This window comes from Maridesulfovibrio salexigens DSM 2638 (assembly GCF_000023445.1).
Classification (GTDB): Bacteria; Desulfobacterota; Desulfovibrionia; order Desulfovibrionales; family Desulfovibrionaceae; genus Maridesulfovibrio; species Maridesulfovibrio salexigens.
This window is the reverse complement of sequence record NC_012881.1, coordinates 2792161-2817690: the sequence shown is the minus strand read 5'-3', so window position 1 is coordinate 2817690 and position 25530 is coordinate 2792161. Positions and strand designations below refer to the sequence as shown.

Below are 25530 nucleotides of genomic sequence, written 5' to 3'. Positions count from 1 at the left end.
ATTGTTTTTTAGATTCAGGAGCAAAAAAAACATGTCCAACGCTAAATTAGCAAAAGACTTTGAAAAGATTGTAGGTGCTGGAAACGTCATGCACGAAGAGGCTGACCTCCATGCATATTCTTACGATTCCGCGGTACTCGATCCCCAGGTACCCTCACTCGTAGTTAAACCTACCACCACCGAACAGCTCGGTCCCGTAACCAGGCTTTGTAACGAGCACGGCCTGCCCATGACCGTTCGCGGTGCTGGAACAAACCTCTCCGGCGGTACCATTCCCCATCCCGGCGGTGTTGTTGTTCTGACTAACGGTCTCAACAAAATCCTCGAAATCAACGAGCAGGACCTCTACGCAGTAGTAGAACCCGGTGTTGTAACTGCACAGTTTGCAGCCCAGGTTTCCGCTAAAGGACTTTTCTATCCCCCGGATCCGGGTTCCCAGGCTGTTTCCACCATCGGTGGTAACGTAGCTGAGAACGCAGGCGGACTCCGCGGACTTAAATACGGTGTTACCAAAGATTACGTCATGGGCATGGATTTCTATGATGTAAACGGTGACCTGATTAAATCCGGCTCCCGTACTGTTAAGTGCGTAACCGGTTACAACCTCGCAGGCCTCATGGTTGCTTCCGAAGGAACTCTGGGTGTGTTCTCCAACATCATCCTCAAGCTCGTTCCTCCGCCGAAGGCTTCCAAGGCTATGATGGCAGTGTTCCCTGACGTTCACAAAGCATCTGAAACAGTTGCTTCCATCATCTCCAACCACATTGTTCCTTGTACTCTGGAATTCCTCGATAATTCCACTATCCGTTACGTTGACGACTTCACTAAAGCTGGTCTGCCCCGTGACGCCGGTGCAATTCTGCTCATCGAAGTTGACGGTCACCAGGCTGAAGTCATCGAAGATGCGGAAAAGGTTGTTAACATTTGTAAGAAATGCGGTGCCAACGAAGTTAAAATGGCTGAAACCGCTGAAGAGCGTGAAGCTCTCTGGACTGCTCGTCGTAACGCTCTGCCTGCTCTCGCACGTGCGAAACCGACTACTGTTCTCGAAGATGCAACCGTTCCCCGTTCCCAGATTCCTGCAATGATGGAAGGTCTGGAAAGAATTGCTGCTAAGTACAAAATCGATATCGGAACCTTCGGTCACGCCGGTGATGGTAACCTGCATCCCACCATCCTCTGCGACAACCGTAACAAAGAAGAGTTCCACCGCGTTGAAGAAGCAGTTAACGAAATCTTTGATGTTGCTCTCTCCCTTAAGGGAACCCTTTCCGGCGAACACGGAATCGGTATGGCAAAATCCAAGTGGATGGAAAAAGAAACATCCAAGGCTACCCTTGAGTACTCCCTGAAAATGAAGCGTGCTATTGATCCTAAGGGCATTCTGAACCCTACCAAGATCATCGGAGACATATAGCATGGAAGATCTCAAGCAATTAGCTCAAAACCTCATGGAGCTGGATGACCAGATGGTCGCCTGCATGAAGTGCGGTATGTGTCAGGCAGTATGTCCTGTTTTCGCCGAAACCATGCAGGAAGCTGACGTGACCCGCGGCAAGATTGCTCTTCTTGAGAAGCTTGCCCATGAAATGGTCAAAGACGCTGATCAGGTTAACGAAAAGCTTAACAGATGTCTGCTTTGCGGTTCCTGTGCAGCCAACTGTCCTTCCGGCGTTAAGATTATGGACATCTTCATCAAGGCGCGTGTTATCGTTACCGCCTACAAGGGACTTTCTCCCGCTAAGAAGATGATCTTCAAGGGACTGCTTACCCGTCCCAAGCTCTTTAACACTCTGACCGAAATGAGTGCGAAGTTTCAGGGCCCGTTTGCAAAGATCGCCGACCAGGCCTCCGGTGCTGCAAGCTGTGCCATGCTGAACCCGCTTCTCGGTGAACGTCACTTCATGCCTCTGGCCAAAAGACCTTTCCGCAAGGATTATCCTGAACTGGATACCCCCCGTGGAAAGAGCGGCCTCAAGGTAGCTTTCTACCCCGGCTGTGTTGTGGACAAGATGTTCCCCAAAGTAGGTCATGCGGCAATCAAGATTCTTGAACACCACGGCGTTGGAATCTTCCTGCCCAAGGGACAGGCATGCTGCGGTATCCCCACACTGGCCTCCGGTGATGCTGATACCATGGTTGCGCTCATGAAGCAGAACATCAAGGCTTTCGAAAACGGAACCTATGATTATCTGGTGACTCCCTGTGCTACCTGCACAGCTACTCTCCATGAGACCTGGCCCAAGATGATTGAAAACGAAGATCCCGTTTTCATTGAAAAAGTTAAGGATCTCGCAGCTAAGACTATGGACATTAACGCATTCCTCGTTGATATCGTGGGCGTTAAGGCTCCTGCAGAACCCAAGAAGGGCGGTAAGGTCGTCACCTACCACGACCCCTGTCACCTCTCTAAATCCCTTGGTGTTACTGCACAGCCCCGTACCTTGCTGAAGCAGAATGAAAACTATGAGTTCAAGGAAATGAACGAAGCCAACCGTTGCTGCGGCTGCGGTGGTTCCTTCAACCTTTACCACTACGACCTCTCCAAGAGCATCGGTGAGCGCAAGGCAGGAAATGTCCGCGACGCAGGTGCACAGGTTGCGGCAACCGGTTGCCCTGCATGTATGATGCAGCTTGGTGACATGCTGTCCCAGACCGGCGGTGGAGTAGAGGTAAAACACGTCCTTGAAATCTACGCCGATTCCCTGAAGTAGTATACGAAAGTAGTCCAGAATGATTTCATTCTGGACTACTTCGCTAAAAAAAGTTCAAATAGGGATTGGCTGGAAACAATTTTCCGGGTTTGTAGGATCGTCAAAGTTCAGATCCGGCCCAAGATTAACTAAATGAAATAGCGTGGACTCTTCAAATGCGGCTCTGAAGGTTCCAGCCGTTCACGCTTTACACAGGAGATAATCCCAGTGTCTAAAAACCTTTACATCACAGCCACCGAAGAGAAGAGCGGTAAATCTGCCATTGCTCTCGGCGTGATGCAACTGTTGCTGAGAGACCTGCAGCATGTCGCCATCTTCCGTCCTATCATTAATGATAACCAGACAGGCTCCCGCGATCACGATATCAATCTGATCATGGAATACTTCAATCTGGATATCAGTTATGAAGACACCTATGCCTACACTCTGAAGGAAGCACGTGAACTCATCAACAGCGGCAAACACTCTCTGCTGCTGGAGAACATCCTCAACAAGTACAGCCAGCTTGAAGAGAAGTACGATTTCGTGCTTTGCGAAGGAACCGACTTTCAGGGCAAAGACCAGAACTTCGAGTTTGACATCAACGCGGAAATCGCCGCCAACCTCAGCTGCCCCGTTCTTCTGGTTGCAAACGGAAGAGGGAAGAGCGCTGACGACATCATTGCATCCACCCAGCTTGTTATCGATGCACTCGAAGACAAGGGCGTAGACACCGTAGCCGCAATTATCAATAGGCTTACAGCTACCGAAGAAGAGAAGAATGAAATTCTGTCCAGCATCAAATGCAAGACCAGATGCTCTCAGGAACTTCTTGTTTACGGTATTGATGAAAATGAAAGTCTGGGTAACCCCAGCATGAATGATGTACGTAAATGGCTGAACGGTTCCGTACTGTACGGCCACGGAAGACTTGATACCCTCGTTGATGACTATGTTATCGCGGCGATGCGTATCGGTAACTTCCTTGAGTACATCGAAGACGGCAGTCTCATCATCACTCCCGGTGACCGCTCTGATATCATTTTGAGCTCTCTGGCTTCCCGTCTTTCCAGCTCTTTCCCGGATATTTCCGGTATCCTGCTTACCGGTGGACTGCAGCCCAGCGCATCCGTACATCGCCTGATCGAAGGTTGGACCGGTGTTCCCACCCCCATCCTTTCTGTATCAACCAATACTTATCGTACCACTCAGCTGCTGAGCGAATTGTACGGAAGAATTGATCCTGATGATCAGCGCAAGACTGCTTCTGCTCTCGGTACTTTTGAAGCAAGTGTAAAGACTGATGAACTCAGACATCGTCTTATCACCAGCAAGTCCAGCAAAGTTACTCCCAAGATGTTCGAGTACAAGCTGGTTCAGAAAGCAAAAGCCAACAAGCAGACCATCGTACTGCCTGAAGGTACAAGCGAAAGAGTTCTTCGCGCAGCTGATATTCTTACCCGCCGCGGCGTTGCAGATATCGTTCTGCTTGGTAAGGCTGATGAAGTTGCCGGTAAGATTTCCCAGCTTGGTCTTGAAATGAACGATGTGCGTATCCTTGATCCTGAATCCGCACCTCAGTTTGACGACTACTGCGAAACTTACTTCAAGCTGCGTGAACACAAGGGCATCCGTATGTCTGATGCACGCGACCGCATGCTCGATCCCACTTACTTCGCTTCCATGATGGTTCAGAAGGGTGATGCTGACGGTATGGTTTCCGGTTCTATCACCACTACTGCTCAGACTATCCGTCCTGCTTTTGAGTTCATCAAAACCAAGCCCGGTGCATCCATCGTTTCCAGCGTCTTCCTGATGTGCCTCAAAGACAAGGTTCTGGTCTTCGGTGACTGCGCAGTTAACCCGAACCCCAATGCGGAACAGCTTGCAGAGATCGCTCTGAACTCTGCTGAAACCGCGAAGATCTTCGGTGTTGAGCCCCGCGTAGCTCTGATGTCTTACTCCACCGGTCAGTCCGGTAAGGGGGCAGATGTTGAGAAGGTTAAAGAAGCAGTAAAAATCGCTAAGGAACGCAATCCCGAATTGAAGCTCGAAGGGCCTATTCAGTACGATGCGGCTATCGATCCTTCCGTTGCGAAAACCAAGCTTCCGGATAGTGAAGTTGCAGGCCAGGCAACCGTTTTTATTTTCCCCGATCTTAATACTGGCAATAATACTTATAAAGCTGTACAACGCTCCGCCGAACAGTCAGTCGCTATCGGCCCTGTACTTCAGGGACTCAATAAGCCTGTGAACGACCTCTCCCGAGGCTGCACTGTTCCGGATATTGTTAATACTGTCGCAATCACAGCAATTCAGGCAGCAGCCGAAAAAGGACAAATCTAATGAAAGTTTTAGTAATTAACGCTGGTTCCTCTTCTATTAAATACCAGCTTCTTGACATGAGCACCGGTAATGACCTCGCTTCCGGTATTGTTGAACGTATCGGTGAAGAGATGGGTAGCATCTCTTACAAGACCGGTGAGAAATACACTGCTGAACAGCCTTTCCCCACTCACAGGGAAGGTATGGTTGAAGTAATCAACCTGCTGACTGATGCTGATAAAGGTGTTGTTAAAGACAAAGCTGAAATCGCAGCTATCGGTCACCGCATCGTTCACGGTGGCGAGCTTTTCTTCGAGCCCGTTGAAATCGACGACAAAGTTCTGCAGGGCATTCGCGATTGTATTCCTCTCGCACCTCTGCACAACCCCGGTCACGTTATCGGTATCGAAACCGCTATGGAACTCTTCCCCGGTGTAAGACAGGTTGCCGTATTCGACACCTCTTTCCACCAGACCATGGAGCCCAAGGCTTACATGTACGGCGTTCCCTACAAGTACTACGAAGACTGGGGCCTCAGAAGATACGGTGCACACGGCACTTCCCACAAGTATGTTGCTCGTGAAACCGCTAAACTTCTGGGCAAGCCTCTTGAAGAGTCCAACATCATTACTGTTCACCTCGGAAACGGTGCATCCATCTCCGCAGTCAAGAACGGTAAGTGCTACGACACTTCCATGGGCCTGACTCCTCTCGGCGGTATCATCATGGGTACCCGTTGCGGTGACATCGACCCCGCAATCGTAGGTTTCATCGCTGAAAGAACCAAGCAGAGCGCAGCTGAAGTTGTTGCTACCCTGACCAACGAATCCGGTCTCAAAGGTATCTGCGGTTCCAACGACCTGCGTGACATTCACGCTCGCATCGAAGAAGGCGATGAAAAAGCTAAACTCGCTCTGGACATGGCTTGCCATAAAGTACGTCAGTTCATCGGTGCATACGCATTCGAACTGGGCCGTGTTGATGCTATCGTATTCACCGCGGGTATTGGTGAAAACGACGAAATTTACCGTGAGAACTGCCTCTCCGGTCTCGAAAACTTCGGCATCACCATTAACAAAGAGAAGAACGAGAACTGGGATAGAACTCCCTCCTTCATCAGTGAAGACGACGGTGCTGTAAAAGTAGCGATCATCGCCACTAACGAAGAACTCGAAATTGCTAACGATACTGTCAAAGTTCTCGGACTGTAGACAAGTATATATTGTAAAAAAAACCGGGGTGAAGTGTGGAAGACTTCACCCCGGTAGAAGAATGGACAGGCATCTTTATTTTTTGTGACAGCCTGCAATAAACTAAAGTTTATTACATCAAGTTCGTACCGATGAATTTGATAGGCGCATCACTAAGAAGCACTGCCTGAAGGAAACGGTCCGTAGCAGCCTTGAAGGAAGGGCTGTGCCGCCAGTCTTGTGGAAGGGATTTGGCGGTATTTACGGAAATATTAACGGACAATGTGTAAATCACACCGTCCATCGTATTTGGGGGAAAAATGACAGCTAAATCTGAAAGTGTAAAGCTTTTTACCGATAAAGCTGAGCTTGTGTCTGCTGTAGTAACAGAGATTTCTTCTCTGGATGAAGCTTACAAGTACACAATGGATCTCTGCGGAAAAAAAGAAGCCTGTAAAATGCTTATCTCCGGTTGTGAACAGAACCTCTCCAACAAGGCTGAGCAGCTCTGTGCAACCAAAATCGGTAAAACCATCGTCGCTCCTGCTCTGGCTAAGAAAGAAGCCGCAGCGCTTGAAAAGCAGTGCGAAGAAAATGATTTTACCCTGATTAAAGACAGCGTCCGTAACCATCTCGGCGGTATTGATATCGCATTTACCTATGCTGACCACGGCATTGCCGAGACCGGAACCATCGTAGTCAACTGTCCCAGTGAAGAGTTGAGACTTGCTACCATGATCAGTGAAGTACACGTAGCTGTTCTTCCCAAGTCCAAGCTTGTGGAAAAATCCTACGATCTCGAATCATGGATGGAAGGTAACATGATGAAAGGCGATTACACCGCATTCATCACCGGACCCAGCCGTACTGCCGACATCGAGCGTGTTCTTGCCATCGGTGTACACGGTCCCCTTGAACTTCATATTCTTCTTCTGGAGGACTAATCATGCAGGACGCTAAGAATCTTAAAGAATACAGGAAAGAGATCAGGGAATCCCTTGATAACGATTTTCTCAGAACCGCAATGGATAAATTTGCTGTTGCCTATCGTGGCAGCCGCGCCAATGCGTTCAAAGATATGGATGAAAAAGCTCTGATTCGTGAAATCGCAGATGCTAAAGATGCAGCTGCTCAGAGAATTGATGAACTTTTCGTCCAGTTTAAAGAAGAAGCTGAAAAACGCGGTGCAGTTGTTCACCTTGCAAAAGATGCTCAGGAAGCCAATGAAATTATCGGCCGCATCGCTGTAGAGGAAAACTGCAAGACTATTGTTAAATCCAAGTCCATGACTGCGGAAGAAACTCTCCTTAACCACCATCTTGAAGATGATCTTAACCTCAAGGTTGTTGAAACCGACCTTGGTGAGTGGATCATCCAGATGCGTCATGAAGGTCCTTCCCACATGGTTATGCCTGCTATTCACCTTTCCCGTCATCAGGTCAGCGATCTTTTCTCTGATGTGACCGGCCAGAAGCAGGGTGATGATGTTCAGGCTCTTGTTAAGGTTGCCCGCCGCGAACTTCGTCAGGCTTTTGTTGATGCTGATATGGGCATCTCCGGCGGTAACTTTGCTATCGCCGAAACCGGTTCCATCGGTCTTGTTACCAACGAAGGTAACGCCCGTCTGGTTACCACTCTGCCCAGAGTTCATGTAGCTCTTATGGGTCTTGATAAACTGACTCCCAAACTTCATGACGCTCTGCGCGTGCTGAAAGCACTGCCCCGTAATGCTACCGGGCAGGCTATCACCTCTTATGTTACCTGGATCACCGGGTCCAACGAGTGTGCTGCGGCTGAGGATGACAGGAAGAAAGTGCACTTCGTGTTTTTGGACAATGGAAGACGCGCTCTCGCAAAGGACCCGGTGTTCTCTCAAGTTCATCGTTGCGTACGCTGTGGCGCATGCGCCAACGTTTGTCCTGTCTACCGCATGGTCGGCGGCCACAAAATGGGCCATATCTATATCGGGGCTATCGGCCTCATCCTTACCTACTTCTACCACGGTACTGAGAAGGCTAAGAACCTTGTTCAAAACTGCATCAACTGTGGAGCATGTAAGGAAATCTGCGCAGGTGGAATTGACCTGCCCGGTCTGATTAAAGACATTCAGGCCCGCATTCTGGAAGAAGAAGGACATCCCATGTACTCCTCCTTCCTCGCGAAGATGATGAAGAACCGCAAACTCTTCCACAAGTTCCTGCGCATCGCCAAGACCGCACAGAAACCTGTGAAGGGCAAAGACGGCTTCATGCGTCACCTGCCCATGATCTTCATGCCTGATCATGATTTCAGGGCACTGCCTACCGTTGCTGAAGTTCCCTTCCGTGACATGTGGGCGAAAGTTCAGCCTGCAAAGGTTGCAGCTCCCAAGTACAAAGTCGGTCTTTTCTCCGGTTGCGTACAGGACTTCGTATACCCTGAGCAGTCTGTTGCTACCGTGGAAAGCATGCGCAATAAAGACGTTAACCTCGAATTCCCCATGGATCAGTCCTGCTGCGGTCTGCCGCTGCAGATGATGGGTGAAGTAACTGCCGCAAGGGATGTTGCTATCCAGAACATGGAAGCTTTCGAAGGTACTGATTGCGATTACATCCTGACCATGTGTGCATCTTGTGCTTCTCACCTGAAGCACAACTACATGAAGATGCTCGGCAAAGATCCTCAGTACGCGACCCGCGTAAAGGAATTTGCTGATAAGGTCATCGACTACAGTTCCTTCATGAACGATGTTCTCGGTGTTGAAAAAGAAGACTTCCTTGATTCTGCCGGTGACTCTGTCACCTATCATGCTCCTTGCCACCTCTGTCGCGGTCTGGATGTTAAAGCCGCTCCCCGCGAACTGATGGCAAAAGCTGGCCTTGATTATAAGGAAAGTGCTGAAGAAGAAGTATGCTGTGGTTTCGGTGGAACCTACTCTGTGAAGTTCCCCAAAATCTCTGAGCAGCTGCTTGAGAAGAAAATCAATAATGCGAAGGAAAGCGGTGCAAAAATACTGCTGACTGACTGCCCCGGCTGCGTAATGCAGATCCGTGGTGGAGCCAAGAAGCAGGGTGCTGACCTGGAAGTTAAGCACATTGCTGAATACATGGCAGCTCGCAGAAAATAAAACATGACACACGCTCACTGTCCGCGACTTTGTTTGCCGGTCGCGGACAGTGGTTTAAGCTGCGGCAGGTAATAATGCCTCCAAACCCGGTACCTTCACCTCGCAACTGAAAACGCCGGTTACTGGCCGCACATCTAAGGCTTTTCCATTCGCTCGCCCGATGGAAAAGCCTTTTTTGTTGCACAAATCAAGGGCAGTAATGTTTCTCGTAATTTGAATATAACGGCTGAAGTGTTAACTTTTGTTGTTATGCTTCCGATATATATGTATTGTGAATTCTAACTGCAACGTAGGGTCTTTTCGTCGCAGTTTTTTTAAAAAAAGGGAGAGATGTATGTTGAAGAATCTGTCAATTGGCGGGCGTTTTGTATTATTATTGGCTTCAGTTTTGGTTTTTTTGATTATCTGCGGGGTTATGTTCCTTGCAGAAATCAGACAGGTCGAGAATATCGGTCTTACTGAGATTGAAAATGTTATGTTGCAGGGCCAAAAAGATAAGGTCGAGGTTGCCACTCGTGCAGCTGCTGAATCTCTGGGAGCACAGCTTCGTGCTGTAGACGGCGATGACGCGAAAATTGATTTTATCCGTAAGTCCATTGACAGTTTTAGATTTGAAAATGATAAATCCGGATATTTTTTCGTATACAAAGGCACCGTAGTTGCTGCCTTGCCGCCCAAGAAGTCTTTACACGGTAAGGACCTAAGTGGAGCAAAAGATAAAAACGGCGTTTTTTTTGTTCGTGATCTTGCTCGCGCTGCTCAAAATGGCGGTGGTTTTGTGCAATATGTTTTTGATAAGCCGGGAAAAGGCCTTCAACCCAAACTTGGCTACGCTACAATGATTCCCGGTACTGACATGTGGATTGGAACCGGTGTTTATATTGATAACATTGTGGCTGAAAAGCTGCGTGTAGCAACAATGATTGATACCGCAGTTAAAGCTGACACAACCAAGATTGTGTTGATCATGCTTGCGATGCTGCTTTTTGCTCTTACCCCGCTTTGTCTCGTTATCGTCCGCTCCATAGTTAATCCTGTTAAGGATGCTACCGATGCTGCCAGCCGTGTTGCTGAAGGCGATCTGACCATCACTCTCAACCCGACCGGCAGAAGTGAAATTTCTACTTTGCAGCGGGCTATCAACACTATGACTACCACTCTTGACGAGAACCTTACTGATATTAAACGTAAGGAAGCTGAGTCTGCAGAACAGGCTAGAGTTGCTCAAAAAATGGCTGCCGAAGCTGAAGAGGCTCGTCAGCAGGCCGAAGGCGCTAAGCGCGAGGGTATGCTGGCAGCTGCCAATAAGCTTGAGTCCGTTCTGAATAATATCGTAAAAATCTCCCGCGATGTAGAAAAGTCCACCAATGAGATCATGAACGGTAGTGACTTCCAGAAACAGCGTATTGCTGAAACTGCCACTGCCATGGAAGAAATGAACGCTACTGTTCTTGAAGTGGCTAAGAATGCCACAGAGACCAACGAAGACACTGAACAGACCAGAGATAAAGCTACCGAAGGGCAGAGTGTGGTTCAAGGGACAATTGAATCAATGGTCGGTATTCAGGAACAGACCAATGAATTGGAAAGGCTCATGGATCAGCTTAACACCCAGTCCATAGAGATTGGTAATGTTATGGGTGTGATTAATGATATTGCTGACCAGACCAACCTGTTGGCCTTGAACGCAGCAATTGAAGCTGCGCGTGCCGGGGAAGCAGGCAGGGGCTTTGCTGTTGTTGCGGACGAAGTTCGCAAGCTGGCTGAAAAAACCATCGGTGCTACTGATGAAGTTGATAAGTCTATTACTTCTATTCAGGGGCTTGCCAAGCAGAACATTGAAGGAATGCGTAACGCTGTAGAAGCTATAGGTGGTGCTACTGAGCATTCCCGTGCTTCCGGTGAGGTGCTTTCTGAGATAGTAAATCTGGCTTCAAATGCCGCAGGACAGGTTCAGTCTATTGCCACTGCTGCTGAAGAGCAGTCCGCTACTTCTGACGAGATCAATCGCAGCATCTCTGAGATCGATTCCATGACTGAAGATAACGCCCGCAACAGTATGCTTGCTGCTGAAGCTGCCACTGATCTTTCCCGTGAGGTTGATGCGTTGGTTGCATTGGTGGAAGAACTTAGAAGTTAATTCTATTTGAACTTGTGGAGCCTGTAAAAATAGGCTCTAATGCAATCTCTAAAATACATAATCCATTGTCCTGTTCTTCATATGCACTTAAGGAACGGAGGAAAAATGATCAAACATATCGTAATGTGGAATTTGAAAGAGGAAGCTGCCGGCGCAACCGCTGCTGAAAATGGAGTCAAAGTCAAAGAAATGATTGAGGCTCTTAATGGTAAAATTGCAGAACTCAAGCATGTTGAGGTCAGTGTGGACGTTTTTGAAGCCACACAGAAATGGGATTTAGTGCTTTACTCAGAGTTCGACAGCAAGGAAGACCTTCAGGCTTATGCAGTGCATCCTCTACATCAGGAATGTGTTGCATTTATCAAAGAAGTAGTGTCTTCACGAGATGCAATCGATTATGTGATTTAAATATAGCTGTATATGCTTTAAAAGGCCGAAGACGATAAGTCTTCGGCCTTTTTTTGTTGCTGGTGTTTTGAATAGTAATGCTTATATTTATAAAAGGAGATATTTTAAGTAGAGATAAATGCATTAGTGTATGTTTCAGCGAAGAGATTTAATCGCAAAATTGTTATGAAAAACTTTGAATTTCTCCACCAAAGGTGTATATTTTTAGTAAGACTTGGATTTTGTCCTGACAACGTGTGAGGGCATCTTTATTAAAACTACAAAGAGGGGGAGGGCCTATGTTGAAGAATCTATCGATAGGTGCAAGGTTTTTTCTGCTACTGGCTTTGATGGTGCTTTTCCTGATTGTTACTGGGTTATTTTTTATGGGAGCCATTCGGGATGTTACCAATCTCGGTGTGAGCAATACAGAAGAAATAATGTTCCAGGATCAGAAGGATAAGATCAAGGTGGCGACCCTTGCCATGGCCAGGTCTATTGGTGTGGAAATTAAGAATATTCATGATGAACAAGAGAAGCTTGAGTTTATTCGTGCTGCACTTGATCCAGTTCGTTTCGAAAAGGATAACTCAGGTTATTTCTTTGTCTACAGAGGCACAGTGAATATGGTTATGCCTCCCAAGAAGTCCTTGCAGGGTAAGGACTTATCTGGGCTTAAGGATAAGAACGGCTTGTTCGTAATTCAGGAAATCAATAAGGCTGCTCAATCCGGTGGCGGATTTGTTAAGTATTATTTCGAGAAGCCAGGCTCCGGTGTGCAGCCGAAGATCAGTTATGCCATGATGATTCCCGGTACTGATATGTGGATTGGTACAGGAGTTTACATTGATAATATCGAAGTAGAAACCGGCAAGATGAATACTTTGATGCATGAAAGTGCTAATGCCTTTACTATGAAGATTGTCATAGGGGCAGGAGCCGTTCTGTTGCTGATAGTCCTGCCGCTTTCCATTTATTTGATCCGTTCAATTGTACATCCGCTTACTGAATCAACTGAAGCAGCGACTTCTGTTGCTGAGGGTAACCTTGACGTTTCCCTCAATCCTGAAGGGCGTAATGAGATCGCTACTTTGCAGGTTGCTTTGAATACTATGGTCGAGACTTTGGCTGCCAACCTTGAAAGTATCAAGGCTAAGGAAGCTGAATCTCAAGAACAGGCGCGTATTGCTGAAGAAGCTGCCGCTGAAGCCCGTGAAGCCCAAGTCAGGGCTGAGGGTGCTAAGAAGGAAGGTATGCTTGCTGCTGCCGACAGGTTGCAGGAAGTTGTTGAAAGGGTCTCCAGCATTACTACTGAGGTTTCCAGTAATGCAGAAGAGATTCAGCGCGGAAGTGAGTTTCAGAAGCAGCGTGTTACTGAAACAGCCACAGCCATGGAAGAAATGAATGTTACCGTTCTTGAAGTCGCTAAGAATGCTACTGAAACCAATGAAAGTTCCGCACAGTCTATGGAAAAGGCCAGTGAAGGGGCTAAGGTTGTACAAGAAGTTATATCGGCCATGGGTAATATTCAGCAGCGAACCACCAGTCTGAAGGAGTCTATGGAGCACCTGGATACTCAGGCTGTGGAAATCGGTAATGTGCTTGGTGTCATTAATGATATTGCCGACCAGACCAACCTGCTGGCACTGAACGCTGCTATTGAAGCTGCCCGTGCAGGTGAAGCAGGCAGGGGCTTTGCGGTTGTTGCAGACGAAGTGCGTAAGCTGGCTGAGAAGACTATAGGTGCTACTGATGAGGTGGAAAAGAGCATCAGCGGTATCCAGGCTTTAACCCGTGAAAATGTTAAGGGTATGGATGCTACTGTTGAGGCCGTGGCAAGTGCCACCGAGCTTTCACGTTCCTCCGGTGACATGCTGGATGAGATCGTTGAGCTTGCAAAGAACTCAGCTGATCAGGTTCGTTCTATTGCAACTGCTGCTGAAGAGCAGTCCGCAACTTCGGAAGAGATCAATCGCAGTGTCGGTGAAATTGATACTATGACTGAAGAGAATGCTCATAACAGTCAGTTGGCTGCGGAAGGAACCCGTTCGCTTTCCACTGAAGTTCAGGAACTTCTGAATCTGGTAGAAGAGTTGCGTAGTGAAGATTAATGGTAGGTTATAGGGGCAGATTTATCTGTCCCTAATATGGCATTCCGGAGGGACTCATGGATTCTGAACTGATCAAGATCGTTGAGAAGCACCTGCTTGATAAAGTCGGTCTGCCCTCAGAAAAGCTGGTTGATTTTCTGAAAGAAACGTCAATCCATCTGAAGGGACTCATGGATGCTCTTGATGAAGGAATAGATGAGGGGCAATTTGAAGTTGTTGTTTCGAGTGCCCATACCTTGAAGGGAAGCCTTGTAAATCTGGGTCTTGATGAATTGAGCAAGATCGCGGGGAATATCGAAACTGCCGCATTCAGCACCTCCCCCTTGTATTTGAGTTGCTACTTTATGCGATTACGCAAGATGCTTATTTCCCTGCTTGATTATGCAGATAAAAAATAAAAAATCCCGGAGCAAACGCTCCGGGATTTTTCTTATCACGTATTCAGGAATCTTACAGTTCTGTCTTCTGACCAGAGCTGTTTTTCCATAGGCAGGTCGGCAAAACCGACGTGTCCTCCGTATTTGGGGATTTGCAGGTACAGGTGTTGGCTATTTTCCGCATTTTCAACAGGGTAGCATTCCGGGGTCAGGAAAGGATCATCTTCTGCACTAAGAACAAGTGACGGGACCCTGATATTGTCCAAGAATTGTTTGCATGATGATTGGCGGTAATAGTCGGAAGCATCCGCAAAACCGTTGATGGGCGCGGTATAAGCGTTGTCGAAATCAACGATATTTTTGATGGAGGAGAGTTTTTCGAGAGGGTAAAGATCTGGGAATTGTTTGTTTTTTACTTTTATTTTCTGCTTTAATGATCGCAAAAAATAACTGCTGTAAATGAAATTGGATTTTTCACAGAGTTTTACAGCAGAGGCTTCCAGATCACAGGGCACAGATATGCCGATGGCTCTTTTTACTTTAGCGGGAACTTTGTCCGGGTCTTCTCCCAGGTATTTCAGGACGTGGTTGCCGCCCATGCTGAAGCCGATGAGGGCAGCATCATCGTAAATACCATGGTTAAGTCCGTATTCAAGTACGGTGTGGATATCCCGGGTGTCGCCGCTATGGTACATTCCGGGCTTTTTGTTTGGATCATTGCTGCAGCCGCGAAAAGTATAGGTGATGCAATCCCAGCCGGCGAGCACGAGCGCGCGGGCCATGCCGAGTACGTAAGGTCTGCGTGAATTACCTTCAAGGCCGTGGGCAATGACAGCAAGGCGTGAGCTGCTTGCAAGGTGCCAGTCTATATCAAGAAAGTCGCCGTCAGGAGTTTCGATTCTTCTTTTGACTACAGGCGGGAGGCTGACTTTCCGGAAGAGGCGAGGAAATATTGTTTGGAGATGACCCGATTGGAGAGGGAATTTGGGTTTATAGGGAGGGGGTTGCAATAAAGGCATTTGGTAAAAATATCCATCCTTTGGCTTGCTCAATTGAAGCCGGTTGATTGTTGCTTACAGTTCAGGTGAGGATATACGCTTGGAGGTCCGCTGTCAAAAGGGTTATGCGGAAAGTAATTAATATCCTTGCCAACAGAGTCAGGTAGTTACTGTAGAAGCAGTTTCAATCCGATTAGAATGAGAACTACTCCGCCTATCCTTTCGGCAATATGGCTGTAGCTTGATGCTTTGGCAAATGATTTACCCAGCCAGAGTCCGAATGAAGTCAGCACCAGTGCAGTAATCCCGATCATAACGCAGGGGAATGCAATGGGATAGTCCATGATGGAAAATGAAAGTCCCACGGCTAAAGCATCCAGACTGGTGGCAACCGACAGGAATACCAGTGAAAGTCCCTTGGTGGGATCCTTGTATGTATCGCATGAATCGTCTGTTTCGAAGGACTCCTGAATCATTTTTCCGCCCACGAATGCTAAGAGGAAAAAGGAAATCCAAGGAGCATACGTTTCGACCATGGATTTGACGGTAAGTCCGGCCAGCCAGCCTAAAAGGGGCATCAGGGCCTGAAACAGGCCGAAATGGAAAGAGAGCCTGAAGTTCTGCCGTTTGCTGACTTCGGGCATGCACAGACCGCAGGCAACGGCAATGGTAAAGGCATCCATGGCGAGTGCCACGGATATGATGAAAATTTCGTAAAAAGGCATGGTCTGATTGGACTCCTTAAGTGATCTAGGTGGTTCTCATACCTTTACTGCGTTTATTTGTTAAGTGGAAATGGTGATAAAAAAGGCGTAACCGTATACCCGGCTACGCCTGAACATACCGGTGGAGGGACCAGCATGATCTTTACGTAAATATCAGAATCCCGCTGCTTTTAGAAAACGCTGCGAGACAAGGCCGCTGGCAATATGGCGGCGGGTGTCTCCGGAAAGTTCGAGTTTGCCTTCAACGTCTATGGGATGGCTGTCGTATGCTTCTTTGAGTACTGCTTCGAAATTGTTTCTGAGTTTGAGGAAAGATTCTTTTACTTCTGGATAGTCGGAACCTTCCCGCCAAGGAAGCATCAATTTGCCGCTTGTTTCCCCGGTTTTGTGGTCCGGGGTATAGATACGGTATGCGGTACAGTCGCAGCCGTTTCGTTCGCATTTTCCGGGCAGGCAGCTTGCAGACCATGAATCCGGTGGTTCTGGAATATTTGATTCCAGCACGACCTGCGGCAGTCCCAGTTCCTTTTCAAAATCTTCCAGACTGATTGTATAAGTCAGCACCGGGCGGAAGTTTCCGCGTTTTTTTGTGATGTTCCATTCGATGATCATTCTTTCCCCTTATAAATTTAAAACTGATAGGGCTTCTTAAGGTGCTTAGCTCCTTAAGCCGCCGGAGACGAAATCAATTTATTAAAAGCACGAAGCGCATCATAAACTAAATTACATCAATCATTTCGCCGAAAGGCGGGGGGTATCCTGCACCGCCTGTTCTGGCCCAGAGCACCGGATAGTCCGGTTCGCGTTCGGGAAATTGACCGCATTCCATGTCGCTCAAATAAACAAGGCAGGCCGGATCGATGTTTTTACTCTCGATAAAATTAAATACGGGCCGAAAGTCTGTTCCTCCGCCTCCCTGCGGTTGCAGCTCAAGGGGCAGGTCCGCACGGGTGAAGGTTTGTTCGCCAGTTACTTCGAGATCGCACCAGACAACCCGGAGGGTGGTGTCGTATGCTTCCAGAATGGATGATAATTCTGCTGCAAATTGCTCCAGCTCCTGCGGGGCGATACTGCCGGATGTATCAACTGCCAGCACAACTTCAGGCAGTTGTTCTGTTGAAAGCGAGGGCAGATACAGGCCCATGTGCAGATGGCGGCGGCTGGGGGGGGGCCAGGCATAATCGTTGCGTGCTCTGGCACTTATGAAGCGTTCCAGAAGTTCCCGCCAGTCCAGTTTCGGGTAAAGCAGCTTTTCCACCAGACGCTCAAGTCCTCCGGGCAGATCTCCACAATCACGGGCCTGATTGGTTGCCTGCGCCAGCGCAAGCAGCCAGTCTTTATCGGTTTCTTCGCCGGAATCACCGTCACCGGACTCTGCATCATCTGCATCGCGGATTTCTCCGGTTCCACCGGGATCGGCTGATTGATCCTGATCGGTTTCTCCTTGGGAATCCTCTATTTCTTCCGAGTCCATGCCCTCTGATGATGACTCTCCGTCATCTCCATTCTGGGAACGTTCTTCATTATCGCCGGATTCAAGGTCGTTGCCTTCGCCTTGTCCGTCTTCGTACTCAACATCAATGCGTTTAGGGCCGTCTTGCTGCTTGCCTATTTCCGGGTTGCCGGACTGGTCGAAGTCCTTTGTCAGTGCAGTGAAAATTTCCTCGGCGTTTTTGCCGTGGTATTTTTCATCATCCAGAAACCCTTCGGGCAACTGGAATCCTGCTTCCAAAAGAATCCAATTAATGGAGTAGTCGCAGGCCATATTCCAAAGTCGTACATCACGGTTGCCGCGTCTTTTGTGGTGCTGACAGGCCGGATGCATGATGGTGTGAGCCAGCACTCCCTGTAGTTCTTCATTGGAAAGCTTGTCCACAAAGTGCGGATTGTAGGCGAAGGTTTTTCCATCGGTCCATGTACCGTCGCACGTGCGGTCTTCCTGCGGCTCCATGCGCAGGCATAGGGAGCCGAAGAAGGGGTGCTGCAAGAGCAGGTCGGCACGGGCCTTAAGCAGTTTACGGTCAGCGTTCATTAGTAAATTCCTAGAACAGGATGTCCGAGTTGGCGGTGGCCCAGCGGTTGAAGCCGTCTGACTCTACAATGGAGCGGTCTTTTTTGACTGCATTACGCACCAGCAATACGGCGAATTCAGCAGGCAGTCTTGAGGCGAAGACCATGATTGATTCCGCATGTTCCGGGGCTGCTTTGGATGCTACGGATTCACAAAGAGCATATGCCGTAGCAGGATCTTCGGGGATAGTAACTTTGTCCGGTGATTTGAGAACGAATTCAGGGTCGGGAAGCTTGCGGTAGATTTTGCAAAATCCGCTGAATTCGGCTGCGGCACCTTCGCCGACTGTCCCTTTGAAGAGTTCATATTCAACTTCCGGGCTGGGGGCGGCCTTGATGATCCCGGATACAAATTCCCAAGAGCGGGGGGAAGGAAATGCTTTCTCGTTGCGGGCAGGATCAAAGTCATGCAGCAGGCCGGGTCTGAATTTGATGAAAGCGAGCAGCTCTTCGGCGATGTTGTTTGTAGCGGCCCAGTCCAGCCAGTCCGGAGTGCTTACTTCAAAGTCGAGATGTACAAAGCGGTTTGCAAGGGCAGAGGGCATACGGTGAGTCACAGCTTTATCCGATTCCCTGTTTCCTGCTGCTATAACGGTCCAGCCTTCAGGGAGAGCGTATTCTCCCAGCTTGCGGTCAAGGACCAGTTGATAGCAGGCGGCCTGCACCAAAGGAGGGGCTGCGTTAAGTTCATCAAGGAACAGGATTCCCTTGCCGTCTTTGGGTAAGAAAGAGGGCGGGCACCAGCTTGCGTCACCATCATCGGAAATGCGGGGCAGGCCGCGCAGGTCAACCGGATCGAGCAACACTGCGCGCAGATCTATAAGCTTGAGGTCCAATTCGTTAGCTACTTGGGCTACAACCTGACTTTTTCCAACTCCGGGAGGCCCCCAGAGGAATGTGGGTTGTTTGGTTTTAATCAATGTATGCAGCGAATTGGCTATTAATTTTGGGGTCATATGCTAAATCTCATGTGTTTTTGTTTTGTTTATTTTGTTGAGAAAAGTGCTTTCTTGATATTGAAAACGATTTTCGATGTCAATCAAAAAAGAATGTGGATTTTGATCCTGTGATCAAGTTTGTCTTGTTTTTGGTCGGATTGCTATGTTAGTTTGGCGTGTGGTTAGGAGACTTGCTTTAGTGGCTTCGGTTATAGCCAGTAATCTTACTTTAAATTACAAACCGGGAACTGAGAGGAAGAGAACCATGACAAAAACTACCATTCTGTTGGCTGTTATTTTATCATTTATGTTCGCAGGATCTGCCATTGCGTCCAATTTGGATCATAAGATCGATTCTTGTTTGTCTTATATTGATAAGGACGATGATAAAATAACTGATAATGACATACAAAGCTTCAAGGGATGTATGAATTCTGTATTGAATGAGCTTGAAAACGAACTTATGGCTGCTCCCGGCCAGAAAGCAGTATGTATGCGTCCTGTCTTCAGCAGGGCAAAGCAGGGACTTATGGGATGTATTAAAAATTTATCTATTCATACTACTGAGGCGGAAGCAGAAGTGCTGGGCAGGTGTCTTGATAACGAAAGTAAAATTTTTAATGCCGGTAAAAAACAATGCGGTGTTGATTAGTCTTTGCAAAAAGAACGCAGCCATTTTGGTGTCTGCGGTTGAAATCTCACATAAAAATCCCGGACAGGTCGGACCTGTCCGGGATTTTTATGTGAGATATTTTGAGGCTGTTATTCCACTACCGCTTCAGCCTGATTGCGGTATTTGCGGTAGATTTTGAATCCCAGCAGGGTGGAAATGACAAAGAGCACCACTGCCATGATCATGCGCAAGCTTGATGATACTTCCACGCCGCTTCCGAAGAGAGCGAAGACCATGTTCTGGGGTAAGTATCCAACAGTGGAACCAAGTATGAAGGGCAGGGCTGGAATACTGGTTACCCCCGCCAGAATATTTGTGACTACATTACTGCCCAATGGGAAGAAGCGGATCGTAAGAGCCATGTTGAAGGGGCTGCGGCTCAGGAAATCATCGACTTTCTGGATGCGTGCACCGAACTTCCTTTTAATGAAAGAACGGCCTACCAGCCGGGAATAGACGAATGCTCCGGCGCAACCGAGTCCTGTGCCGATGGTTCCGAGCAGGGTTCCAAGAGCGAAACCGTACGCGTATCCGCCCATGAAGCAGATCACCTGTCTGGGAAAACCGACAGCCGAAAAGAATGCCGCCAATCCCACATAGGTGAGTACTCCGGTAAGTCCGCGAGAGCGCACATGTTCGTCCATCCAGTGGGTATCAAGGGCATCGGCAAGTCCGGCATAGCGGATCAGATAAACCGAAAGCCCCAAGACACTAAGCATAGCAAGCCCTTTGATCAGGGCCTTCATGCTTACTTTTGATTCACTGCTTACTGCACTCATTTATTTGTCATCGCTACGTTCTTTTACACTGTATGAGAAATGGCGACCCAGAAGCCAGCGTACTCCAAGCAGGTCATAACCACCGGCTATTGCGCGGTCGATGGTTCCGTACTTGGATTCACCTTCGAAGCGGGGACGGTGGTTGACTTTCATCTCAGCAACGGAAGCTCCCTGCATTTTCATGAGTGTGGGCAGGAAACGGTGCATGCCGTTAAAGCGTGGGATTGCGCGGACCATGGCAGTATCCATGATTTTAAGGGAGCATCCGGTATCTTGCACGGTCTCGTTGGTCAGTCTGTTACGGATGGCATTTGCTATTTTGGAAGCGATACGCTTAATCCAGACATCCTTGCGTTTCTGACGCCAGCCGATGGTCATGGTGTGTCCTTCATTGTAGAGGGCGTACATGGCTGGAAGATCGGCAGGGTCATTCTGCAGGTCTGCATCCATAGTGGCGACACGCGGTGCGCGGGCTTCATCGAATCCGGCACAGAAGGCAGCGGACTGTCCCCGGTTTTCCGCAAATGAAATATAGCGGGCTTTGGGATAGGTTGATGAAATATCCTTGAGAACGGCGAGACTGTTGTCTTTGCTGCCGTCATCTACAAATATAACTTCATATGGAATATCAGTCGGTTCTAAGGCCGAATCTATTTCCTGCATTAGTTTACGTAAATTATCCTGTTCATTGTAGACAGGGATTACGAGAGATAGTTCGTAGTGGTTTGTCATATCGAGAGATGAGATAAGAAAATTTAAATAATTTGTAAATAGCTGTTGACAGGAAGTGGTCTCGTCTGTAGAACCTCTTTCCAGTGACGCGGGGTGGAGCAGCTTGGTAGCTCGTCGGGCTCATAACCCGAAGGTCGTTGGTTCAAATCCGGCCCCCGCAACCACCATGCTTCATCAGAAAGGCTCAACCGAAAGGTTGGGCCTTTTTTTTGTTATCTTAACTGTTTTGTTTGAAAATAAAAATTATTAACGGAAGAGCGTGGATAGTGCGCCGTCTTTTATTTTACCTTCTCTCCAACTTTCTTTCCGGGCACAAAAGTAAACTTTTTCAAAGCCGATAATGCTTTTTCACTGACATCAAGACTTTCAACAGGCACTTCAATTTTCACCCGTTTGTCCAGCTGGATTTCACGTAATGTTTTGCTAAATGTTGGATCGGTCATAATCAGGTCTTGCAATTGACCAGAGTAGTATGCCTTTTCAAGTCCTTTCTTGATTGCGTCATGCAGTAATTTGTTGTCTTCTCTGACATAAAAAAAGGATGCTAATGGATAGGTGAGGACTATATTATCATCGATAACAAGATCAGGATGGTCCGGTACATAACGTTTATATTCAAGATCAATCTCGAATAGTCCGCGCGGATAAAGGTCGACTCTTTTACGCATCAGCATTCCCGGAATACTTGCCGGGTCCGCAGGGGTATAAACTTTCAATCCGGCATCCTGTAATATTTTTACATCTGACCAACCCAGCCCCTGCGCAAAAACAAATTTAGACAGATCTTTCAGATTTTTTACACCTTTCAGGCTGTCCCTTACTTCAGAACGTGTGAGCATGATGCGCTGCCCCAAACCTAGTCCCAGCTGGATGGGAATATAAATGGGCTGCAGCTGTTTTTCGTGTTCATTGCGATTCCCTAGTGCTATCACGTAGTTTTTTGGGGAAGAGCTTACTATTTTTACTCTTCTGGGTTGCGTTGCATCAATTATTTCAATCTCTAATTTATACGCTTGCTGCTGATTTTTTAATGCAAGCTCAAGTAGTCTATATATGTATGTTTCATACGGGAGAGGGCGGTCAACAAGTAAGACTGCTTGCAGTGGGGCTTGAGCGAATGCGGGCTGAGCACAAAACAACAACGTGAGCCAAATTAAAATTTTCTGCATGATATTCCTCCGAGTTATCAATGTGTGTTATTAGACTGTATAAGTCAAATAATTCGACATTGGCGCTTAATAAGAATTGACTCGTTAGTTGATTATCGAATCGATTGCGCAAACGTTTCGATGATGTTACTGGTTGGTTACTTTGCCCGTATGGGGATGCTTTTTTACTTAGGAGAAAACATGAAAAGAACAGGACTTCTTAATTCTGAATTATCATATATTATATCCAAGCTGGGCCATTTTGATGCGTTGACCGTCTGCGATGCCGGACTGCCTATTCCTGAAGGTGTGCAGCGTATTGATCTGGCTGTTTCTGAAGGGATTCCTTCCTTCATTGATGTGGTTAAGGCCGTTTTAATGGAAATGGAACTTGAGTCTGTTGAATTGGCAGAAGAGTTCAAGGATGTAAGTTCGGACAGACATGATGAATTGATCAGTGTTCTTGAAATGGAGTCTGCTCAGCGCGGCAAGGATATCCCGGTGGATTATGTGCGCCACGTAAATTTCAAGCTCAACACGAAAAAGAGCGTTGCCATTGTTCGGACCGGAGAGTTCACTCCTTACGCGAATATTACTTTCAAGGCCGGCGTAGTTTTCTAGGGGGAAACCATGAGTGTACTGCTCAGGTTGGAAGGAATAGAAAAAAGTTTTCCGGGCGTTAAAGCTCTCGATGGCGTTAACCTGAATGTCTCAGCTGGCAAGGTCATGGGTCTTGTTGGCGAAAACGGTGCAGGCAAATCGACGCTTATGAAGGTTTTGACCGGGATATATAAGCGCGATGCTGGCTTCATCAATTATCTTGGTCAGAATCGTAATTTCAAGAGCCCTCGTGATTCCCAGCAGGCCGGAATCAGCATTATTCATCAGGAATTGAACCTGCTTCCTGAGCTTTCCATTGCTGAAAATATTTTTTTGGGCCGGGAAAAAGTGGGAACTATGGGCCGTATCCTTTGGAAGGATATGTATGCCAGTGCTGATAAACTGCTTGCAAAGCTGGGAGTGAAACGGTCTTCCAAAATCCGGCTGGGCGAGTTGGGGATTGGTGAGCAGCAGATGGTGGAGATCGCCAAAGCCATTTCATTTGAGTCCAAGGTTATCATCATGGACGAACCCACCGATACCCTGACTGAGACTGAAACCACCGCTCTGTTTAATGTAATTAATGAGCTTCGCGATTCCGGGCACGGGATTGTCTACATTTCACACCGTTTAAAAGAAATTTTTGAAATTTGTGATGACGTTACGGTAATACGTGACGGTCAATTCATCGGCGAAAGCCCTGTGAGCGATATTGACGAAGATCGTCTTATTGAAATGATGGTCGGACGCAGGCTTGATGAACAATTTCCCCGTGTAGAAGTTCAGCCGGGGCAAGTCAGCCTTGAAGTCAAGGAGCTTTCCGGTCCTAGATTGGATAATATCTCTTTCTCCCTTCACGAGGGTGAAATCCTCGGAGTTTCCGGTTTGATGGGCGCAGGGCGTACCGAACTGATGAAGGCCATTTACGGGGCTTATCCCGTCACAGGCGGTTCTGTCTCTCTGTTCGGTGAAACCTTGAAGATCAAATCTCCGCACGATGCTCTTGAAGCTGGAATCGCTTACATCAGTGAAGACCGCAAGGCAGACGGGCTGGTGCTCGGCCTTTCAATTATAGAAAATATGACCCTTGCCGCCCTGCGTGAATTTTCATCCGCAGCAGGTCACATTCATCGCAGCCGGGAAAAAGAGGCTGTGGATTCCTACATCGATACTTTCAATATCCGCACTCCTTCGCGTGACCAGGCTGTCGGCAACCTTTCCGGCGGTAACCAGCAGAAGGTCGCCATCGCCAAAGGACTCATGGATCGCCCCAAGGTTTTCATCCTTGATGAGCCGACCCGAGGAGTGGATGTGGGGGCTAAAAAAGAAATCTATCAGCTCATCAACCGTTTCAAGGAAGAGGGGATGAGCATCATTCTTGTTTCTTCTGAAATGCCAGAAATCCTCGGTATGTCTGATCGTATCCTTGTTATGCACGAAGGCCGTATCTGCGGGGAATACAAAGCGGAAGAAGCTGATCAGGAAAAACTCATGGCCTGCGCCATCGGCAGGGGCCGATAGGCAGTGAATATATTTTTAAGTACGGGACAGGAGGTCGCATGAGCGAAGCAGTTAAGGGACAGCTTAAAACAGTGTCCGTCAAAGATAGATTGATTGAGCAAAAAACACTCATTGCTCTTGTAGTAATGATCGTCATTGTTTCTTTTCTCAATCCCAATTTTTTCACCACAGGAAATATCCTGAACATCCTGCGTCAGACAGCCATTAACGCGGTCATGGCTGTGGGTATGACCCTTGTCATTCTCACTGCGGGCATTGATCTTTCTGTCGGTTCGGTACTGGCTCTTTGCGGGGCTGTTGGAGCCAGCCTTATTGCGGCTCAGATGCCGGTAATTGTGGCTGTCGGTGCAGCTCTTGGCGCAGGAGCGATTCTAGGCGGAATCAGCGGGGTCATTATTGCTAAAGGAAAAGTGCAGGCATTCATTGCCACGCTGGTTTCCATGACCCTCGTGCGCGGCTTGACCCTTGTTTACACGGACGGTCGGCCCATCTCCACCGGATTCACTGAAGTTGCCGACTCTTTCGCCTTTATCGGTACCGGCTATCTGCTAGGCATTCCGTTCCCCATCTGGATTATGGCTTTTACCTTTGGCGCAGCGTGGTACCTGCTGAATCATACCCGTCTTGGACGCTATATTTACGCGCTTGGCGGAAATGAAGAGGCTACCCGTCTTTCCGGTATCAATGTGGATAGAATCAAGATTGCGGTTTACGCTATTGCCGGATTTCTTTCGGCTTTGTCCGGTCTGATCGTAACCTCTCGTCTTTCCTCGGCTCAGCCTACTGCCGGATACGGTTATGAGCTGGATGCTATTGCCGCTGTTGTTCTCGGCGGAACTTCTCTTATGGGTGGTAAAGGCACGATCATGGGAACCCTGCTGGGTGCGCTCATTATCGGCTTTCTAAATAACGCACTGAATTTGCTTGATGTATCTTCCTATTATCAGATGATAGCCAAGGCGCTGGTCATCCTTTTAGCGGTTTTGGTGGATACCAAAAGCAAGTAATAAAAACATT

At 47.9% G+C, this 25530-nt stretch carries 23 protein-coding genes and 1 tRNA gene; 15 read left to right on the top strand and 9 right to left on the bottom strand.

Features of this window, described 5'->3' with window-relative positions:
- Nucleotides 1-31: 31 nt before the first annotated feature.
- The 4 genes from DESAL_RS12965 (at nt 32) to DESAL_RS12950 (ending at nt 6229) form a co-directional block, all read left to right on the top strand.
- Nucleotides 32-1417, top strand: a complete 1386-nt coding sequence (locus DESAL_RS12965) for an FAD-binding oxidoreductase (RefSeq protein WP_015852444.1) — start codon at nt 32-34, stop codon at nt 1415-1417.
- A 1-nt stretch (nt 1418) separates the two neighbouring features.
- Nucleotides 1419-2714 (top strand): (Fe-S)-binding protein, encoded by a 1296-nt coding sequence (locus DESAL_RS12960; protein ID WP_015852443.1) that lies wholly within the window; start codon nt 1419-1421, stop codon nt 2712-2714.
- A gap of 207 nt (nt 2715-2921) precedes the next feature.
- Nucleotides 2922-5039 carry a phosphate acetyltransferase gene (pta, locus tag DESAL_RS12955; protein WP_015852442.1) on the top strand — a complete coding sequence of 706 codons (2118 nt, stop codon included), beginning with the start codon at nt 2922-2924 and terminating at the stop codon, nt 5037-5039.
- Nucleotides 5039-6229, top strand: a complete 1191-nt coding sequence (locus tag DESAL_RS12950; RefSeq protein ID WP_015852441.1) for an acetate kinase — start codon at nt 5039-5041, stop codon at nt 6227-6229. The genes pta and DESAL_RS12950 overlap by 1 nt, the downstream gene beginning before the upstream one ends.
- Before the next feature lie 112 nt (nt 6230-6341).
- Here DESAL_RS12950 and DESAL_RS20240 read toward each other — a convergent pair whose 3' ends face one another.
- Complete coding sequence (locus DESAL_RS20240) at nt 6342-6503, bottom strand: hypothetical protein (RefSeq protein WP_157046959.1); 162 nt, start codon at nt 6501-6503, stop codon at nt 6342-6344.
- A gap of 25 nt (nt 6504-6528) precedes the next feature.
- Between DESAL_RS20240 and DESAL_RS12945 the strand changes: the two genes are divergently transcribed.
- The 6 genes from DESAL_RS12945 (at nt 6529) to DESAL_RS12920 (ending at nt 14350) form a co-directional block, all read left to right on the top strand.
- Nucleotides 6529-7152, top strand: a complete 624-nt coding sequence (locus tag DESAL_RS12945; RefSeq protein ID WP_015852440.1) for a LutC/YkgG family protein — start codon at nt 6529-6531, stop codon at nt 7150-7152.
- 2 nt (nt 7153-7154) lie between these two features.
- The gene (gene ldhH, locus DESAL_RS12940; protein WP_015852439.1) at nt 7155-9314 is read left to right on the top strand and encodes an L-lactate dehydrogenase (quinone) large subunit LdhH; all 2160 of its coding nucleotides are present in this window, start codon (nt 7155-7157) and stop codon (nt 9312-9314) included.
- A 334-nt stretch (nt 9315-9648) separates the two neighbouring features.
- Nucleotides 9649-11454 (top strand): methyl-accepting chemotaxis protein, encoded by a 1806-nt coding sequence (locus DESAL_RS12935; RefSeq protein WP_015852438.1) that lies wholly within the window; start codon nt 9649-9651, stop codon nt 11452-11454.
- A 105-nt stretch (nt 11455-11559) separates the two neighbouring features.
- Nucleotides 11560-11862 (top strand): Dabb family protein, encoded by a 303-nt coding sequence (locus DESAL_RS12930; RefSeq protein ID WP_015852437.1) that lies wholly within the window; start codon nt 11560-11562, stop codon nt 11860-11862.
- 278 nt (nt 11863-12140) lie between these two features.
- Nucleotides 12141-13952 (top strand): methyl-accepting chemotaxis protein, encoded by a 1812-nt coding sequence (locus DESAL_RS12925; RefSeq protein WP_015852436.1) that lies wholly within the window; start codon nt 12141-12143, stop codon nt 13950-13952.
- Nucleotides 13953-14008: 56 nt separating this feature from the next.
- A complete protein-coding gene (locus DESAL_RS12920) occupies nt 14009-14350 on the top strand; it encodes an Hpt domain-containing protein (RefSeq protein ID WP_015852435.1) in 342 nt (113 codons plus the stop codon).
- Nucleotides 14351-14385: 35 nt separating this feature from the next.
- On the opposite strand, the gene DESAL_RS12915 is transcribed toward DESAL_RS12920, so the two are convergent.
- The 5 genes from DESAL_RS12915 to DESAL_RS12895 all read right to left on the bottom strand — a co-directional run bounded on the left by DESAL_RS12915 (nt 14386) and on the right by DESAL_RS12895 (nt 19078).
- Nucleotides 14386-15348, bottom strand: a complete 963-nt coding sequence (locus DESAL_RS12915; RefSeq protein ID WP_015852434.1) for a YheT family hydrolase — start codon at nt 15346-15348, stop codon at nt 14386-14388.
- 146 nt (nt 15349-15494) lie between these two features.
- A complete protein-coding gene (locus DESAL_RS12910) occupies nt 15495-16052 on the bottom strand; it encodes a manganese efflux pump MntP (RefSeq protein ID WP_015852433.1) in 558 nt (185 codons plus the stop codon).
- A gap of 153 nt (nt 16053-16205) precedes the next feature.
- A complete protein-coding gene (locus tag DESAL_RS12905; protein ID WP_015852432.1) occupies nt 16206-16664 on the bottom strand; it encodes a hypothetical protein in 459 nt (152 codons plus the stop codon).
- A 106-nt stretch (nt 16665-16770) separates the two neighbouring features.
- Entirely contained in the window at nt 16771-18084 is a 1314-nt protein-coding gene (locus DESAL_RS12900; protein ID WP_015852431.1) for a vWA domain-containing protein, read from the bottom strand.
- 10 nt (nt 18085-18094) lie between these two features.
- Nucleotides 18095-19078, bottom strand: coding sequence for an AAA family ATPase (locus DESAL_RS12895; protein WP_015852430.1), 984 nt, complete (start codon nt 19076-19078; stop codon nt 18095-18097).
- 247 nt (nt 19079-19325) lie between these two features.
- On the opposite strand from DESAL_RS12895, the gene DESAL_RS12890 reads away from it, so the two are divergent.
- A complete protein-coding gene (locus DESAL_RS12890) occupies nt 19326-19712 on the top strand; it encodes a hypothetical protein (protein WP_041721869.1) in 387 nt (128 codons plus the stop codon).
- Nucleotides 19713-19822: 110 nt separating this feature from the next.
- Here the strand turns inward: DESAL_RS12890 and DESAL_RS12885 are convergent, their stop codons facing one another.
- On the bottom strand, nt 19823-20512 hold the full coding sequence (locus tag DESAL_RS12885) for a TVP38/TMEM64 family protein (RefSeq protein WP_015852428.1): 690 nt from the start codon (nt 20510-20512) through the stop codon (nt 19823-19825).
- Nucleotides 20513-21244 carry a glycosyltransferase family 2 protein gene (locus tag DESAL_RS12880; protein WP_015852427.1) on the bottom strand — a complete coding sequence of 244 codons (732 nt, stop codon included), beginning with the start codon at nt 21242-21244 and terminating at the stop codon, nt 20513-20515. It abuts the gene before it with no gap.
- Between the two features lie 87 nt (nt 21245-21331).
- On the opposite strand from DESAL_RS12880, the gene DESAL_RS12875 reads away from it, so the two are divergent.
- A tRNA-Met gene (locus tag DESAL_RS12875) sits at nt 21332-21408 on the top strand.
- A 114-nt stretch (nt 21409-21522) separates the two neighbouring features.
- Here the strand turns inward: DESAL_RS12875 and DESAL_RS12870 are convergent.
- Nucleotides 21523-22413: a type 2 periplasmic-binding domain-containing protein gene (locus tag DESAL_RS12870; protein WP_015852426.1), complete on the bottom strand. Its 891-nt coding sequence runs from the start codon at nt 22411-22413 to the stop codon at nt 21523-21525.
- 180 nt (nt 22414-22593) lie between these two features.
- Here DESAL_RS12870 and rbsD point away from each other — a divergent pair, with 180 nt between their 5' ends.
- From rbsD to rbsC, 3 genes are read left to right on the top strand one after another with little or no spacing between them, the layout of a single operon-like run.
- A complete protein-coding gene (rbsD, locus tag DESAL_RS12865; RefSeq protein ID WP_015852425.1) occupies nt 22594-23013 on the top strand; it encodes a D-ribose pyranase in 420 nt (139 codons plus the stop codon).
- 9 nt (nt 23014-23022) lie between these two features.
- The gene (rbsA, locus tag DESAL_RS12860; protein WP_015852424.1) at nt 23023-24513 is read left to right on the top strand and encodes a ribose ABC transporter ATP-binding protein RbsA; all 1491 of its coding nucleotides are present in this window, start codon (nt 23023-23025) and stop codon (nt 24511-24513) included.
- 38 nt (nt 24514-24551) lie between these two features.
- The gene (gene rbsC, locus DESAL_RS12855) at nt 24552-25520 is read left to right on the top strand and encodes a ribose ABC transporter permease (protein WP_015852423.1); all 969 of its coding nucleotides are present in this window, start codon (nt 24552-24554) and stop codon (nt 25518-25520) included.
- Nucleotides 25521-25530 lie beyond the last annotated feature (10 nt).